The sequence below is a fragment of the Ochrobactrum sp. WV_118_8 genome (genome assembly GCF_039631535.1).
Taxonomy (GTDB): Bacteria; Pseudomonadota; Alphaproteobacteria; order Rhizobiales; family Rhizobiaceae; genus Brucella; species Brucella anthropi.
In genome coordinates, this window is sequence record NZ_JBDIUZ010000002.1 from 119,268 (window position 1) to 134,066 (window position 14,799).

Sequence of the window (14,799 nt, forward strand, 5' to 3'; positions counted from 1 at the left end):
GTTGCGCCAGGCTGACACCCGCATCGGAGGAGAACCGGAATGGATTTCACCCTGACACGCCGTCAGACATTGATGGGACTTGGTGCGTTGGGCATCAGCACAGCTTTCGGCTCCCCTGCCCGCGCCGCGACGCGAAATCTGGCCGTTCTCCATCTGGCGAGCCATGCGCCGAGCTATATCGCGCACGAGCGTGGCTATTTCAAAGATGCTGGTCTCGATATCGAGTTGAAGTTCTTCGAAGCCGCCCAGCCCATGGCTGTCGCCATCGCATCCGGCGATGCCGATTTCGGTGTGACGGCAATGAGCGGCGGTCTGATCAGTTTGGCCGACAAGGGTGCGATCAAGGTCATCGGCGGTGCGCTTGCAGAAGAAAAAGGCATTACCGGCAATGTCATTCTGGCCTCCAACAAGGCCTATGAAGGCGGGCTGACGGAACCGTCCAAGCTGGCGGGACACAGTTTTGGCATCACTACGGCAGGATCGTCATTCCATTTCATGGCGCACAAGATTGCCAAGGCCAACAATATTCCTCTTTCTGAAATCCAGCTGCGCCCATTGCAGAAGCTCGGCGCTGTTGTCGGTGCCCTGTCGACCGGGCAGATCGATTCCTGGGCCATCCAGCCCAATATCGCCAAGAAGCTCATCCGTGAGGGCGCTGCAAAGCAGATCGGTCTCGTCTCCGATTATGCGCCGGATTATCAGGTCACGACAGCATTCACGTCTACTAAGAATGCGTCCGACGAGCGCGCCATGACCGAAGCCTTCGTCAAAGCCTATTCCAAGGCAATCGACGATTATAATGCGGCCTTTGTCGACAACACTGCAGACGATGCAGCGCGCGACGACATTGCAAAGATCGTGCACAAATATGTCGAAAGCGACAGCCCGTTCGAGACGGCAAAACAGAACCTTATCGATGGTGCTATGCGCATCAACAAGGGGCTGGCCTTGTCGCTCAACAGCTGCGTGGAGCAGCTCGACTGGTTCCGCTCCGAAGGCATGGTCAAGGAAGCCGTCACACAGGAAAAGCTGTTCGACACATCCTACGTCAAGACAATTTGAGACTGGCTGAGGCTGGTTGAAACTGAACATTCCGTGCCCGACAGGTTTTGTCGGGCGCAAAGCCCGACGACAGGTATTCCAAACCGGGATGCGCGTCAAAACAACGAGATAGAGCGCGGATTTGATCCAATCATATCGAAACGCGCTCTAACGTCGAAGGGCGGACTTTCTGACTGGAGTTGAAATGGATCTGCAACTGAAAAACATCAGCCATTCTTATGGTCCGGTCGAAGTTCTCAAAGATATATCGCTTACCATCCCGCAGGGGCAGATCGTCTGCCTGATCGGCCCTTCGGGCTGCGGAAAGTCCACGCTCCTGCGTTTTCTGGGCGGTCTTGAGCGGCCATCCTCGGGCGAAGTGCTGCAGATAGGCTCGCCGCCGAAGGATTCACTCAATCCCCTCACTTATGTTTTCCAGCACTTTGCGCTGCTGCCATGGCGCAGCGTGGAAGGAAATATCAAGCTGGTGCTGGAGGATCATGGTCTTGGCCGGGCGGAAATGGACAGGATCGTGACCAATGTTCTGGAGCGCACCCGGCTGTCGGATTTCCGACAGGCATTGCCGAAGCAGCTTTCGGGTGGCATGCGCCAGCGCGTGGCGATTGCACGCGCCTTGTCGGTACGCCCTGCCGTCATGTTGATGGATGAGCCCTTGTCGGCGCTCGATAGCCAGACACGGGAACTGCTGATGGATGATCTGATTGCGCTGTGGACGCGCCAGCCATTCACCTCGGTCTATGTCACGCACAATCTCAACGAGGCGGTGCGGCTCGGCCATCGAGTGGTGGTGCTGTCGCGACGGCCGGGACGGATCAGGGAAATTGTCGATATCGATATTCCGCTTTCCGAGCGTCACCTTGGCGACCCCGTTCTGGAAGAAAAGCAGAAGCAGCTCTGGGAGCTGATGCGGGCGGAAGCGCAGGCAGCAGATCAGGAGTTGATCAATGGTTGAGATCGCAGAAATGAAGCAATCCAGCCAGGATGTTCGCCCGGTTCCTTTCCGGGGGGGCGGTTTCGCACCTCAGCCGGTGCGCCACATGGCCCTGATCCTGTTTATAGCGCTGCTGGCGCTGGCGGAAATCGGAACCCGCAGCGGCTTCATATCCAATCTGACATTGCCGCGCCCATCCGCCGTGCTGGAAACCTTCGTCCAGCTCTGGCAGACCGGCCTCCTGTGGCAGCATCTGCTGCCATCGCTGCGGCGGCTTGTTGTCGGCGCCAGTCTCGGCATCGCGGTCGGTGTGAGTCTCGGGGTAATGATCGGCTTGTTCAGCTATGTCCGCGCCGGTCTGGTGCCGCTCGTTGCCGCCCTCTTTCCGATCCCGAAGATCGCACTCCTGCCACTCTTCGTGATCTGGTTTGGCATCGATGAAATGTCGAAATATATGCTCATTGCCTTCGGCACCTTTACGCCCACCGTCGTCGCCACTTACGGCGCGGTCGATAATGTGGATCGTTCGCTTGTGCGCATGGGCCAGAGCTTTGGTCTCGGATGGTGGTCGATCGTGCGCAAGATCATCCTGCCCGGAGCCTTTCCGGCGATCCTGTCCGGGCTGCGAGTGTCGATCTCCATCGCCATCATTCTGCTGGTCGCAGCCGAAATGCTCGGCGCCCAGTTCGGCGTCGGTTCCTATATCCTTGAAGCCGGATCGCTTTACGATCTTGAAAAGCTGTTTGCCGGAGTCACAATCCTGTCGGTGATGGGACTGATCGTCAATTTCATCATCGGGCAGATCGAGAAGCGTTTCTTGACCTGGCGTGGCTGATCGCAATAATATTTCGTATAGACATATTATTGTCGACAGAATGAAATGTGTTGTCCGCTTTTCGTTGCATGTTCTTACCGGGACGTTATACGAAGGGACTCTATCGCAAATTTTTGCGTCTCATTTTAGATGCCAAGATCCCGCGTCTTGTCTGTTCCCCCATTCATGAGGCGCTACCCGAAAAGGAGCGGAAATATGAGCCGTTATGGCAAAGCACATCGTAAGTTCACCGGATGTGACGAGCGATGAGCGCCGAACCAAGCCGTATTCAGCCGGAAGAAACACGCAAGACTGCAATCGCGCTCAAGGATGTGCAGATTTCGTTCAAGCTGGCCGATGGCGGCCGCTTCGATGCTGTCGCCGAAAGCAATCTTGAAGTTGCTGAAAACGAGTTCGTGGCGATTGTCGGTCCGACCGGCTGCGGAAAATCCACATTGCTCAATGCCGTTGCCGGGCTTCTCGTACCGGCCAGCGGTACGGTCGAAATCAGCGGCCAGCGGCTGCAGGGTCTCAATCGCAAGGCAGGTTATCTTTTTCAGCAGGATGCCCTCATGCCCTGGAAGACTGTCTTGGACAATGTCTCCATCGGGCTGGAAATTGCAGGCACCTCGAAGGCTCAGGCGCGCGAACAGGCCCGTGAGTGGCTCGGCCGCGTCGGTCTTGCAAGTTTCGGCGACCGCTATCCGCATATGCTGTCGGGTGGACAGCGCAAGCGCGTCGGCCTTGCGCAGGTGCTGATCCGCAATCCGAAATATCTGCTGATGGATGAACCCTTCGGTCCCCTCGACGCACAGACGCGGGTTATCATGGGCGACCTTCTGCTGGACCTGTGGTCGCAGGACAAGAAGGCGGTCATGTTCGTGACCCACGATCTGGAAGAGGCTATCGCGCTGGCGGATCGCGTCGTCATCATGTCCGCCGGGCCGCGTGCCCGCATCATGGCCGAATATAAAATCCCCCTCGCCCGCCCACGCGAGATTTCCGAAATTCGTCTCGACGACAAGTTTCACGAAATCCATCGCGAAATATGGAGCGCGCTCAAGGAAGAGGTTCTCAAGGGCTATCAGCAGACGAGTGGGGAAAAGAAATGAAAAAGCCTATGCTGTTTCTGGCGCAGCTCAGCGTGGCTGTCGCCGTTATTCTGGTCTGGCACCTCTTCACCGCCACCCATCTGCTAGGCAATCCGGCCAAGGCGAAGTTCTTCTTTGCGACGCCAGGCGATGTGGCGCAACGCATCTACAAGTGGTTTGCGGAAGGCACGATCTGGTATCATCTCGGCATCACGCTGCTTGAAGCCATGCTGGCCTTTGCCATTGGCGCAATTGGCGGCGTGCTGATCGGGTTCTGGTTTGCCCGCAAGCCTTTGCTCGCGGCGATCTTCGACCCTTATGTGAAGGCAGCCAATTCGTTGCCGCGCGTCGTGCTGGCGCCGATCTTCGCGCTGTGGCTCGGCCTCGGCATCTGGTCGAAGGTGGCGCTCGGCGTCTCACTCGTCTTTTTCATCGTCTTCTTCAACGTCTATCAGGGCGTGAAGGAAGTGAATCAGACAGTGCTCGCCAATGCGCGTATGCTTGGCATGAACGAGCGCCAGCTTCTGCGCAATGTCTATCTGCCATCGGCGCTGTCTTGGATGTTTTCAAGCCTGCATACGGCTGTCGGCTTTGCCGTCGTCGGCGCGGTTGTCGGCGAATATCTCGGCTCGTCGGCAGGTCTCGGCTATCTGATCCATCAGGCGGAAGGCGTGTTCGACGTCACCGGTGTCTTTGCCGGTATGCTGGTGCTGACAGCATTCGTACTGCTCATCGATTGGGGCGTGTCCATCGTCGAGGAGCGCCTGCTTGTCTGGCGCCCGAAAGCTGCCGGACACAACGGTTAAGAGGATTCAAGGAGGAAACCATGAGGACAACACGTAGAGATATATTGCTGGGCGCCGCCGCCTTCGGGTTTGCGGGTATTGCCTCGCGCCTGCCTGCCTACGCGCAGGATGCATCTGCGACGCCGGAAAAGCCGGAGCTGATGTTCGGTGTTGGTGGCAAGCCGCTCTTCTATTACCTTCCCCTCACCATTGCCGAGCGCAAGGGTTTCTTCGAGGAAGAAGGCATCAAGGCGACCATCAATGATTTTGGTGGCGGCGCAAAGTCCCTGCAGGCGCTGATCGGCGGTTCTGTTGATGTGGTAACCGGCGCATACGAACACACCATTCGCATGCAGAACAAGGGACAGGACATCAAGGCCGTCTGCGAGCTTGGCCGCTTTCCGGGCATCTGCATCGGCGTGCGCAAGGACCTCGCAGGCGAAATCAAGACGATTGCTGATCTCAAGGGCCAGAATGTCGGTGTCACGGCGCCGGGCTCTTCAACCTCGCTGCTGCTGCAATATGCGCTCATCAAGAACGGTCTGGCAGCAGATGCCGCTTCGATCATAGGTGTCGGCGGTGGCGCAAGCGCGGTCGCAGCCGTCAAGAAGGGCGAAATTGCAGCCCTCGTCCATCTTGACCCGGTCATCACGCGACTGGAAGTGGATGGCGACATCACCTTGCTTCTGGATACGCGCACCGAAGAAGGCACGCGCCAGCTTTTCGGTGGCACCAATCCAGCCGCGACCGTTTATGTGCAGCAGAGCTTCATCGATGCAAATCCGGTAACGACGCAGCGGGTCGTCAACGCTTTCGTCAAATCGCTGAACTGGATTCACAAGGCTTCGGCCGATGAAGTGGCAGATGCTGTGCCGGAAGAGTATCTGCTGGGCGACCGCGAGCTTTACAAGACCGGCTTCGAGAAGTCCCGCGCCATGTATTCCGAAAAGGGCCTGATTGCGGAAGACGGATTCAAGAGCCTGTTCGAAATGCTCAAGGCGCTCGATCCGGAACTGGCAAGTGCGGATATCTCATTTGCGCAAACTTTCGATCCACGTTTTGTGGAAGCCGCAAAGGCATAATCCGCTTTGGGCAGGGGTATTCCCTGCCCTTTGCACCTTCGTCGCCGGAAGTTCAAAAGCGGCTCTTGGCAAAGCGCTTCTGCAGCCATTGGGCGGCTGGCCCCTGCCGTCGCCGCTTGTTCCAGATCAGCTCAAGCGCGACCGGATGCGCACCTTCGTCGAACTGCAGTTTCGGAATGACGAGTTCCGGCGCCAGCGGTGAATCCTGCAAGATATGTTCGGGAATGAATGCCCAGCCGATCCCCCGCGTGAGGATCTGCAGGATAACCCAGTGGCTCTCCACCCACCAGACCTCGGCACCCACCCGCAGACGACGGCTTTCAGCCGTATCGCTGTGCTTTCGGGCCATGATCTGGCGAAACGATCTCAAATCTTCCCAGCTGACCGCCGTATGAGCCAGTGGATGCTCTCGCCCGCAGACGAGAACCAGAGGCACCCATCCGATGGTGTGGAAGCCAAGTTCATCCGGCATCTGCTCGGCGCGCCACATCACGCCGAGGTCCGCCTTTCCTTCCAGCACAAGCCCGCTTATTGCCGTTGACGGCGGAAAAGTCAGCTCCAGTTCGACATGCGGGTATTCCTGCGCGAAGGCTGCAAACAGCGTCGCGATAGCCGGTTCGGGATAAAGCTCGTCGATTGCGACCACGAGACGGCTTTCAACATGATCGCCGAAATTTCTGGCGACGGAAATCAGATGTTCACGCCGGGCAAGCAGCAACCGCGCTTCCGGCAACAGCCGCGCACCCGCCTCCGTGAGCACCGGATTGCGGGATGCACGGCTGAACAGCTTGACGTCGAGATCGTCTTCCAGCGAGGAAACCAGCACACTGACGGCGGACTGCGCCTTGCGCAAATATCGCGCGGCAGCGGAGAACGAGCCGTGATCCGCTGAGGCCACAAAGGCTTCTAGCTGTTCGAGTTCGATACTCATTTATCGCAAATCCAGATAGTATCTAACTTTTCTTATCGCCAGAATAAGATAGAAGCACGCGCATTAACAACAGGGATTAAAGGAAATGCGCAGTTTTATGGACCGTGTCCGCCACGCAACGATGTTCGAAATCATCGGTCTGGCGATCTTCATACCCGGTTCCGCCTTCATTCTGGACAAGCCTGCAGCAGAGATGGGCGTGATCGGGGTTGTTTCGGCAACCACTGCAACCGTGTGGAATTTTCTGTTCAATCTGGGCTTTGACAAGGCGATGCTGCGTTTCACGGGTAGCGTCAACAAGAGCATGGCTGTCCGTGTTCTTCACGCAATCCTTTTTGAAGCCGGATTGATCGTGCTGCTGATCCCGTTCATCGCCTGGTATCTGGGAATTTCGCTGATTGCCGCCCTTGTGATGGATATAGCGATTGTCGTTTTCTATCTGGTCTATGCGTTTGTGTTCAACATTGCATATGACAGACTGTTCCCGCTACCGCTCGGGCAGACCGCAGAAGCGGTTTGACATCGCTTCAAGAGTGACGCGGCCGCGCCTTAGAGGCTGAATCCAAAAGCGGCATGTGTGTGCGAAAATGGTGATTTTCGAGCACCGGAGCACAATGTACTTTTGGGTACATGAGCACCGGAACGGAGACAAATTGCCATTTGCAGCCACACAGGGCGAGTTTTGGAGTGGGCTTTCAACAGGGGGCGCGGCGTTTGCGCAGGTTTGCCTGCCGTTGCTCCCAGGCGATGAGCAGCAGGCTTGCCAGCACGATGAGGAATGCACCGGCAAACACATTTGCTGCCGGAACCTCCGCCCAGATGAGATAACCGTAGATAAAGGCCCAGATGAGCCCGCTATATTCCACTGGCGCCAGCGCCGAGGCGGGTGCATGGCGAAATCCTTCATAGAGAAGGAACTGGCCGAGTGTCGATACAAGTCCCAGACAGATCATCAGAAGCCAGCCGGAGAGATCGGGGTCCTGCCATGTCCACGGAAAGGACAGCGCGCAGGCCAGACCGAAAAGCAGGCCGGTGGCATACATCTGCGTCATCGTGGTTTCGCTGCGGCTGACGAGCCGGACCAGGATCGTGCTCCACGCCCAGCAGAAACCTGCCACGATGCACATGGCGGCGGGAATGAGATTGGGCGAATGGGTGGGATTAGCAGCAACCGTTACACCGACAAAACCTACGGCGCAGGCGATCCACCTCCCCGGTCCGATTTTCTCCTTGAGCACGAGGATCGACAGGAACATGACCATGATCGGTGCGGAGAAATAAAGTGTGGTCAGTTCTGCCAGCTCGAGATGGCGGGCCGCATTGTAGAACAGCAGCCACGCGCCAAGCATAAGTGCGGCACGAAGGACGATGGTGTTGCGATATGGGCTTCGGAAAATGGACGGATGGCGGCGATAGCGTATCAGTACGCCGGTAATGACTACGATCACCAGACTGCGCATGAACAATATCTGCGGCACCTGATAGGTCGCGACGAGCCATTTTACCATCGCGTCCTGAAGGGCGAAACAGGCGTAACCGCCGCAAGCAAGCGCGATGCCTGCGAGCGGTCTTGAGTTAACTGACCCGGTGACCATGGATTCCTCGATCCGGCCCTAGAATCCCTACTGCGGAAAGGGCCACGAACGCTGAATTTGCAGGACTGGAGCGTGTAAGCAAGGGGCTGATATATGACGGCCGCAGACAGATGTGCCAATGTAGCCGGATTGCAACAAATTGGGAGGCTAAAACACCAGAGATCGATGCGCCGCAGTTCCTGCCGTCACGCCATCAGCGACCGACCAGGCGACGCTGTGTGCGCCACGGGTAATATCGCCCGCCGCAAAAATGCCTGGTACCGTTGTCGTCTTCAACCCGTCTGTCTGTATCGTTCTGCCGAGTGGCAGTTCATCCATTGCGCAGCCGAACGTGTCGGCAATCTGGCTATTCAGCCAATTGCGTGGCCCGATGTAAAGCGCATTGAGTGGGACCAGTCGCCCGTCTTCAAGTTCGATCTCTGAAATGTCGATCCCCTCGCCGTGCAACGCACGGACCGGGCTGCGTTCTATCTTCACGCCGCGCCGTTCCAGTTCTGCGAATGCCTCCGCATCCGGCTCCAGTCCCTTGTCAATGAAGAAGGTTGTCGATCCCCATTCGGAGATCAGCATGGCCTGATGCACCGACATCGGCGACATATTGAGAACGCCAAGCTGACGGTCGCTGAATTCATAGCCGTGGCAATAAGGACAATGAATGACGGAATTGCCCCATCGCTCCGCGAGGCCGGGAATATCCGGCAGTTCATCCGATATACCGAAAGCAAGGATCAGTCTGCGCCCTTCAACGATTTCGCCGCTATCAAGTTCGATCGCGAAGTTGTCGATTTCGCCACTACCGGAAACGGCCTTCCCTTGTGTGAACGTGACAGTCGGATAGGCTTCGACCTGCGCTTTTGCCGTTTCCAGCATGGACAGCGGGTTGCTGCCGTCCTGCGCAAAGAAACCATGCGAATGTTCGGCGAAACGGTTGCGCGGTTTTCCAGCGTCGATCACGCGGACAGATCGTCTGCCGCGCGCCAGATAGGTTGCGGCAGACAAGCCAGCGAAGCTGCCGCCGATAATGATTGCATCATGATGCATGACTGCTCTCCAGATCGAATGTTACGCCGCGCTCCAGCGCGCGCTGATGAAAATCCGCGCTCAGCATGGCGAGCGTGACCTCGCCAAAACGCTCCAGAAGAAGGTTTTCGGCGTCGGTGAATGCCTTGCTGAGCGAGGCATTGACTGCCTGCTCCACCAGACAGCCCGGCATTTCGGTGCGGTTTCCCATGGCCAGAAGCGCTGGTTCTCCGATGGCCTCGTAAATGTCGCGCAAGGTAACCTTATTGAGGTCGCAGGCGATCTCCCACCCGCCGCCATGTCCCTTTTCCGAGCGAACATAGCCCTGCTCTCGCAGGCCGCCCATGACACGTCTCACGACGACTGGATTGGTGGTCATGGCCTTGGCGAGAACCTCCGATGTGACCGGCCCTTTATGTTCCGCCATGTGGAGAAGGACGTGCAGAACGCCCGATAATTTGCTGTCTCTTTTCATGTAACTATAAATGTTACGAGAATCAGTAAATGTCAACACAACCAGTGAAAAGCACTGGGTCAGATAAATGTGATCGTTACGGAGTGGTTTGGATTATCTATATATTTCAGGCTTGTAACGGCTGCCAAGACGGTAACGATTTCCGGCATAGATCAGCTTGTTGACGGTCGCAACCGTTTCACCCGTCCATGTCCGGCGGTCCAGAAGCAGGCAGGCAATACCATCATCGAGACGCAGCAGACGCGCAATTTCCGCGTCTGGTGTTATCGCCGAAATGACCTGCTCAACCTCGGTCATCGGAGTGCTTTTCTGAAGATAATCGTAAGTCGTGATAGCCCGGAAGTCCTGCAATTCGTAATGCTGCACGAGACTCGTATTGACGAACCGCTCCTCAAGCTGCACCGGCACCTCGTTTTCGAGGTGCACGATCAGCGAATGGGCGATGGGGATACTCTTATGCAGTTCGAACGCATTGAGCAGTTCGGGCGTCGGTTCGATAATGTCGAGGGTGACGACTTCGGCGCGGTGCTGCCCGCCACGCGCCTTGATTTCATTGGCGATGTTGACGACTTCGATCAGCGTCGTTTCCGGCTTCGGGGGCGCGACGAAAGTGCCGACGCCCTGAATACGCTTCAATATGCCCTGATCGGTCAGTTCGCGCAGGGCCCGGTTGACGGTCATCCGGGAAATGCCGAGTGCATCCACCAGTTCATGTTCCGAAGGCAGGCGATGATTGCCGGGCCAGCGACCGGAGCGGATGTTGTCCAGCACCTGCGCCTTGACCTTCTCATAGAGCGGCCCGGCGGTTTCGGGCAGTTCCATGTCGGCGGCATGATGGGATTCCGATTTGTCGCCAGCACCCATGAGTCACATCCCTGTCCGTATGATCGTTTTCAAGCCGTCCGCTTCACCGGCAATCAGCCGGGCATAGGCGTCCGGAACCTCATCGAGCGATATTTCCCGGTCGACAAGCTGCAACAGCGACGCCTCAAGATCGGGCAGGATTTTTGCAATTTCACGCAGTTCGTCCTGATAGGCATGGCAGCCGATCAGGCTGATCTCCCGCTCGACCAGACTATTCGGATCAAGCTCGATCCTGCCGTGGGATATGCCGACAAGTGCGAGTGAACCGCCGCCGGAAAGCACGTCGAGCATTGCCTTGAGGACGCCGATATTACCGGTGGCATCAATGGCATAGCGGATTGGCTGGCCATCGAGTGCGGCTTCAATTGCCGCCTTGTCGAGCGGAACCTTGGTTGCGCCGGTGACAGTTGAAACAAGATTGGCGCGCTGCTCGTTGCGGTCGCAGACCAGCACCGGACCGTCATGCAGGCGGGAAAGAAGAAGCGCTGCAAGCCCGCCGATTGGCCCGCAACCCACAACGAGGACCGCCTCGCCCGACGGTACGCGCTGCTTGCGGATGGCGTGCAACGCCACCGAAAGCGGTTCGCCCATGGCGGCGACCACCGGGTTGATGGCCGGATCGTAATGAACGAGGAGCCGTGCAGGAAGTGCTGTCTCCTCGGCAAAACCGCCATCGCAGACTTCACCGATGAACCCCAGCGTTTCGCAGACATTGTGCCTGCCGCTTTTGCAGGACTGGCATTCGCCGCACCAGTAGCGGGAGTCCGCGATCACCGTATCGCCGGGTTTGAAGCTGGTCACGCCAGCACCAGTTTCGGTCACTACACCTGCAAATTCGTGGCCTGCGACCGAAGGCGAACGACTGATCCACTGCCCGGTCATGAAATTATGCAGATCGGAGCCGCAGATACCGGCAGCCGACACTTTCAGCCGGACCCAGCCCGGCTCAGGCCGCGACGGCGGGTCGATTGTCTCGACCCGCAAATCCTTCGCCGCATAAAGCCGGACAGCCTTCATCGTCAGCCTCCCCGGCTCTTTCTAGAGGTAATCCTTGCGGATTTCTGACACGGCGTTCTCGTGTGAGGAGAACCCTTCGTAACGCGCCAGTGTGCGGGCATGTTTTGCAAATTCCGGATAGGCGGAAGCCGTCACATAGCCGATGGACGAACGCTTGACGAAATCCGTTACCGAAAGCGGACCATAGGTCCGCGCCCAGCGGCTTGTCGGCAGCACGGCGTTCGGGCCGAGGCCGAAATTGCCGATGACGACCGGCGTGTGCGGTCCCATCAGGATTTCGGCAGCTTCTGTGATATGGCCGAGATGCGCGAACGGATCGGTCGAAAGAAGCTCCAGATGTTCCGGCGCATAGTCGTTGATGAACTTGTAGCTCTCTTCTACGGAAGACGTCAGGACGATGCCACCATATTTGCCGGTAAGCACGGTCTTGGAGAAGCCGACACGCTGTTCGGTCATGCGCGCCCAATGGTCCGGCAATGCGGCAAGCGCCTCTTCCGCGACGCGGCGGCTATGCGTGACCAGCCATGCGGAGGAATCCGGGCCGTGTTCGGCTTCGATCAAAAGATCGAGCGCCGCAAGGCCACCTTTCACCGTATCATCGGCAAAAATGACAGCTTCAGAAGGTCCAGCTGGCAGGCCAGGATCAATGACGCCGCCAAGCAGGCGCTTGGCTGCAACCACCCATGGGCTGCCGGGGCCGACGATCTTGAGCGCCGGTTTCACCGTTTCCGTGCCATAGGCGACAGCAGCGACTGCCTGCGCACCGCCGACCTTGTAGACGGTTTCTACACCTGCCAGCCGTGCTGCAACGAGTGTTGCGGCATCGACCGAACCATCCGGCGTGGGCGGAGTGACGATGGCAAGATCAGGCACGCCTGCAACGACAGCCGGAACGGCGGTCATCATGGTGACGGACGGAAAGGCTCCCTTGCCACGCGGAATATAGAGCGCGACGGAGCGGATCGGGGTGAAGCGGTCACCCGCAAAGGCGCCCGGACGCATTTCCTTCAGCCACATGGCCTCCGGCTTCTGTTCCTCGTGGAAATGGCGGATATTGTCGATGCCGAACTGGATCGCCTCGATCACGTCCTTTTCCACCTTGTCGAAAGCGGCATCAAACTCGGCTTCCGTTGCCTTGATGTTCGCCGGATCGACTTCTGCCTTGTCGAGATCGCGCGCAAAGCGGACAAGCGCCGCGTCGCCTTCGGTGCGAACGGCTTCGATGATCGGCTTAACCTTCTCGATAAAGCCCGACAGGTCGGTTTCCGAGCGCTTGAGAAGTTCGGCGCGCGCTGCGTCGTCCAGTTTAGCCAGTTCGTGAAAAGAAACATCGGACATGATCGGCTCCTTGTTGGCTGCGGTGGTGGCGCAACCCGTCATTTCGATTTGAGGAAGATGTCGAGCCCGACCAGCCGGTCGAGCAGGAAGATGGCAGCAGCGGCACAGGCGATGAAGACGACGGAGATGGCCGCAAGGTCCGGTGTGATGATGGACCGGATCGAATTGTAGATCTGCACCGGCAGCGTGACGATGCGTGCATCGACCAGAAGCAGGCTTACCAGAAATTCGTTCAGCGCCAGAATGAACATCAAGAGCGAGCCGCTGATGACGCCCGGCACGACGACCGGCAGCGTGACGAAGAAGAAGGTCGAGATCGGCCCAGCCCCGCAATTGGCGGCGGCGAGTTCCAGATCGGCATCGAGATTGGCGGCACTTGCCGTTACGGCCCAGATCATGAAGGGCAGATTGATGACGCAGGCTGCAATCCCGACCGGCCAGAGCTGGCCCAGAATCCCTGCCTGACCGAAAACCAGCATAAGACCGATTCCGGAACCGATCAGCGGAATGGTGAAGGGCAACAGCAGATAAATCTGGATTGTCTTTTCAAACCGCACGGCATATTTCGCCAGCGCTATGCCAGCGAGCGTTCCGACCGGAATGGCGACAATGGTGCAGATGAAGGAGACGTAGAGCGAGCGCAGAAATGCATCCCAGAGGTCGCTCGTTCCGGCGATCTTCTGATACCATTTCAATGAGAACCCTTCCGGCGGAAAGGTAATCATGTTGCCGGATGTGAAGGATGCGCCAAGCACCACGATGGTCGGTGCGGAAAGCAGCACCAGAACGGCGATCACGAATGTCCATATGACGATGGATTTCGACAGTGGCGAGGTCATTTGCGCGCCCTCCCCATGGCCAGTGTGCCAGCCCCGAACAGCGTGAACACGATCCCGACAAGGATGGAACCGACGCCGACCAGAAGCAGCGCAAGCGTTGCGCCCAGTCCCTGATCGGATGTGCGGAAGAACTGGTCATAGATCGCATTGGCGATGAAATCCTGCGATCCGCCGCCCAGAATGGCCGGTACGGCAAAATCGGTGAGCGACAGCGTCATTACCACCAGTCCCGCGCCGATCAGGCCTGGACGGGCCATGGGCAGGACAACATGGGCGAAGGTCCGCAGCCAGTTTGCACCAAGCGAGCTTGCCGCCGCTTCCATTTCCTCCGGAATGGCGGTCAGCGCCGGTGCAAGCATCAGCACGGCGAATGGCAACATATATTGAATGAGGCCGAACAGAACTGCCGGATAATTGTAGAGCAGCCGCATGGGCGCGATACCGACAAGGCCAAGCGCTTCGTTGACCATGCCCTGATTGCCGAGAATGATGAGCCAGCCATAGGCGCGCACGACCTGACCGATGAAGAAGGGCAGGAACAGCGCGATCAGCAGGAATTTGCGCAATGCAGCCGATGGCGTGCGCACCATGAGATAGGCATAGGGAAATGCCAGAAGAAGCGTGAATGCGGTCACGACGAGCGAGCCGAACAGGCTGCGCCATGCCACGGTTGCAAAGAGGCTTTCCGTCAGTGCGCGCTTGTAATTGGCGAGCGTGTAATAGTCCGACATCAGGAACGTCGAGGTGTCGAGCGTGCGCAGGCTGGTATCCGCGATCTGGATCAAGCCCAGCACCAGCAGTCCGACCAGAACAATCGCCGGAAGCAGCATCAGATAAGGCACGGCGCGATTGAACCGCGCGGGCCACAAAAAGGCTGCGATTGCTTCCAGCGCGTCCATGATGCGCCATGTCATGGGATAGGCAGTGCGTGCCGCTCGCATGTTTCAATTCCTGA

Annotated in this window: 16 protein-coding genes and 1 pseudogene; 7 read left to right on the forward strand and 10 right to left on the reverse strand. The window is 57.8% G+C overall.

Going from position 1 to position 14,799, the window contains the following annotated elements; genetic code table 11:
- Positions 1-39: 39 nt before the first annotated feature.
- The 6 genes from ABDF71_RS14755 to ABDF71_RS14780 all read left to right on the forward strand — a co-directional run bounded on the left by ABDF71_RS14755 (position 40) and on the right by ABDF71_RS14780 (position 5,765).
- Entirely contained in the window at positions 40-1,062 is a 1,023-nt protein-coding gene (locus ABDF71_RS14755) for an ABC transporter substrate-binding protein (RefSeq protein ID WP_010658792.1), read from the forward strand.
- Positions 1,063-1,246: 184 nt separating this feature from the next.
- The gene (locus ABDF71_RS14760; protein WP_010658791.1) at positions 1,247-2,014 is read left to right on the forward strand and encodes an ABC transporter ATP-binding protein; all 768 of its coding nucleotides are present in this window, start codon (positions 1,247-1,249) and stop codon (positions 2,012-2,014) included.
- Positions 2,007-2,828, forward strand: coding sequence for an ABC transporter permease (locus ABDF71_RS14765; RefSeq protein ID WP_012092987.1), 822 nt, complete (start codon positions 2,007-2,009; stop codon positions 2,826-2,828). The genes ABDF71_RS14760 and ABDF71_RS14765 overlap by 8 nt, the downstream gene beginning before the upstream one ends.
- A 245-nt stretch (positions 2,829-3,073) precedes the next feature.
- Entirely contained in the window at positions 3,074-3,919 is an 846-nt protein-coding gene (locus ABDF71_RS14770; RefSeq protein ID WP_010658789.1) for an ABC transporter ATP-binding protein, read from the forward strand.
- Positions 3,916-4,704, forward strand: coding sequence for an ABC transporter permease (locus ABDF71_RS14775; RefSeq protein ID WP_029927414.1), 789 nt, complete (start codon positions 3,916-3,918; stop codon positions 4,702-4,704). Before ABDF71_RS14770 ends, ABDF71_RS14775 begins: the two co-directional genes overlap by 4 nt.
- A 20-nt stretch (positions 4,705-4,724) precedes the next feature.
- Positions 4,725-5,765 carry an ABC transporter substrate-binding protein gene (locus ABDF71_RS14780; protein WP_258124353.1) on the forward strand — a complete coding sequence of 347 codons (1,041 nt, stop codon included), beginning with the start codon at positions 4,725-4,727 and terminating at the stop codon, positions 5,763-5,765.
- Positions 5,766-5,817: 52 nt separating this feature from the next.
- On the opposite strand, the gene ABDF71_RS14785 is transcribed toward ABDF71_RS14780, so the two are convergent.
- Positions 5,818-6,696 carry a LysR family transcriptional regulator gene (locus ABDF71_RS14785; RefSeq protein WP_151663811.1) on the reverse strand — a complete coding sequence of 293 codons (879 nt, stop codon included), beginning with the start codon at positions 6,694-6,696 and terminating at the stop codon, positions 5,818-5,820.
- Positions 6,697-6,781: 85 nt separating this feature from the next.
- Here ABDF71_RS14785 and ABDF71_RS14790 point away from each other — a divergent pair, with 85 nt between their 5' ends.
- Positions 6,782-7,216 (forward strand): PACE efflux transporter, encoded by a 435-nt coding sequence (locus tag ABDF71_RS14790; RefSeq protein ID WP_012092982.1) that lies wholly within the window; start codon positions 6,782-6,784, stop codon positions 7,214-7,216.
- Between the two features lie 9 nt (positions 7,217-7,225).
- On the opposite strand, the pseudogene ABDF71_RS14795 reads toward ABDF71_RS14790, so the two are convergent.
- The 9 genes and pseudogenes from ABDF71_RS14795 to ABDF71_RS14835 form a co-directional block, all read right to left on the reverse strand.
- A pseudogene (locus ABDF71_RS14795) lies at positions 7,226-7,356 on the reverse strand (flagellar basal body P-ring protein FlgI); the annotation flags it as partial.
- Between the two features lie 35 nt (positions 7,357-7,391).
- The gene (locus ABDF71_RS14800) at positions 7,392-8,291 is read right to left on the reverse strand and encodes a DMT family transporter (protein WP_010658784.1); all 900 of its coding nucleotides are present in this window, start codon (positions 8,289-8,291) and stop codon (positions 7,392-7,394) included.
- 147 nt (positions 8,292-8,438) lie between these two features.
- A complete protein-coding gene (locus ABDF71_RS14805; RefSeq protein ID WP_010658783.1) occupies positions 8,439-9,332 on the reverse strand; it encodes an NAD(P)/FAD-dependent oxidoreductase in 894 nt (297 codons plus the stop codon).
- Complete coding sequence (locus ABDF71_RS14810; protein ID WP_012092979.1) at positions 9,322-9,786, reverse strand: Rrf2 family transcriptional regulator; 465 nt, start codon at positions 9,784-9,786, stop codon at positions 9,322-9,324. The genes ABDF71_RS14805 and ABDF71_RS14810 overlap by 11 nt, the downstream gene beginning before the upstream one ends.
- A 93-nt stretch (positions 9,787-9,879) precedes the next feature.
- Positions 9,880-10,650 (reverse strand): histidine utilization transcriptional repressor HutC, encoded by a 771-nt coding sequence (gene hutC / locus ABDF71_RS14815; RefSeq protein ID WP_010658781.1) that lies wholly within the window; start codon positions 10,648-10,650, stop codon positions 9,880-9,882.
- A 3-nt stretch (positions 10,651-10,653) separates the two neighbouring features.
- Positions 10,654-11,667: a zinc-dependent alcohol dehydrogenase gene (locus tag ABDF71_RS14820; RefSeq protein ID WP_151663812.1), complete on the reverse strand. Its 1,014-nt coding sequence runs from the start codon at positions 11,665-11,667 to the stop codon at positions 10,654-10,656.
- A 21-nt stretch (positions 11,668-11,688) separates the two neighbouring features.
- On the reverse strand, positions 11,689-13,005 hold the full coding sequence (gene hisD, locus ABDF71_RS14825) for a histidinol dehydrogenase (protein WP_010658779.1): 1,317 nt from the start codon (positions 13,003-13,005) through the stop codon (positions 11,689-11,691).
- A 38-nt stretch (positions 13,006-13,043) separates the two neighbouring features.
- Positions 13,044-13,844, reverse strand: coding sequence for an ABC transporter permease (locus ABDF71_RS14830; protein ID WP_010658778.1), 801 nt, complete (start codon positions 13,842-13,844; stop codon positions 13,044-13,046).
- Positions 13,841-14,785 carry an ABC transporter permease gene (locus ABDF71_RS14835; RefSeq protein ID WP_029927429.1) on the reverse strand — a complete coding sequence of 315 codons (945 nt, stop codon included), beginning with the start codon at positions 14,783-14,785 and terminating at the stop codon, positions 13,841-13,843. Before ABDF71_RS14835 ends, ABDF71_RS14830 begins: the two co-directional genes overlap by 4 nt.
- Positions 14,786-14,799 lie beyond the last annotated feature (14 nt).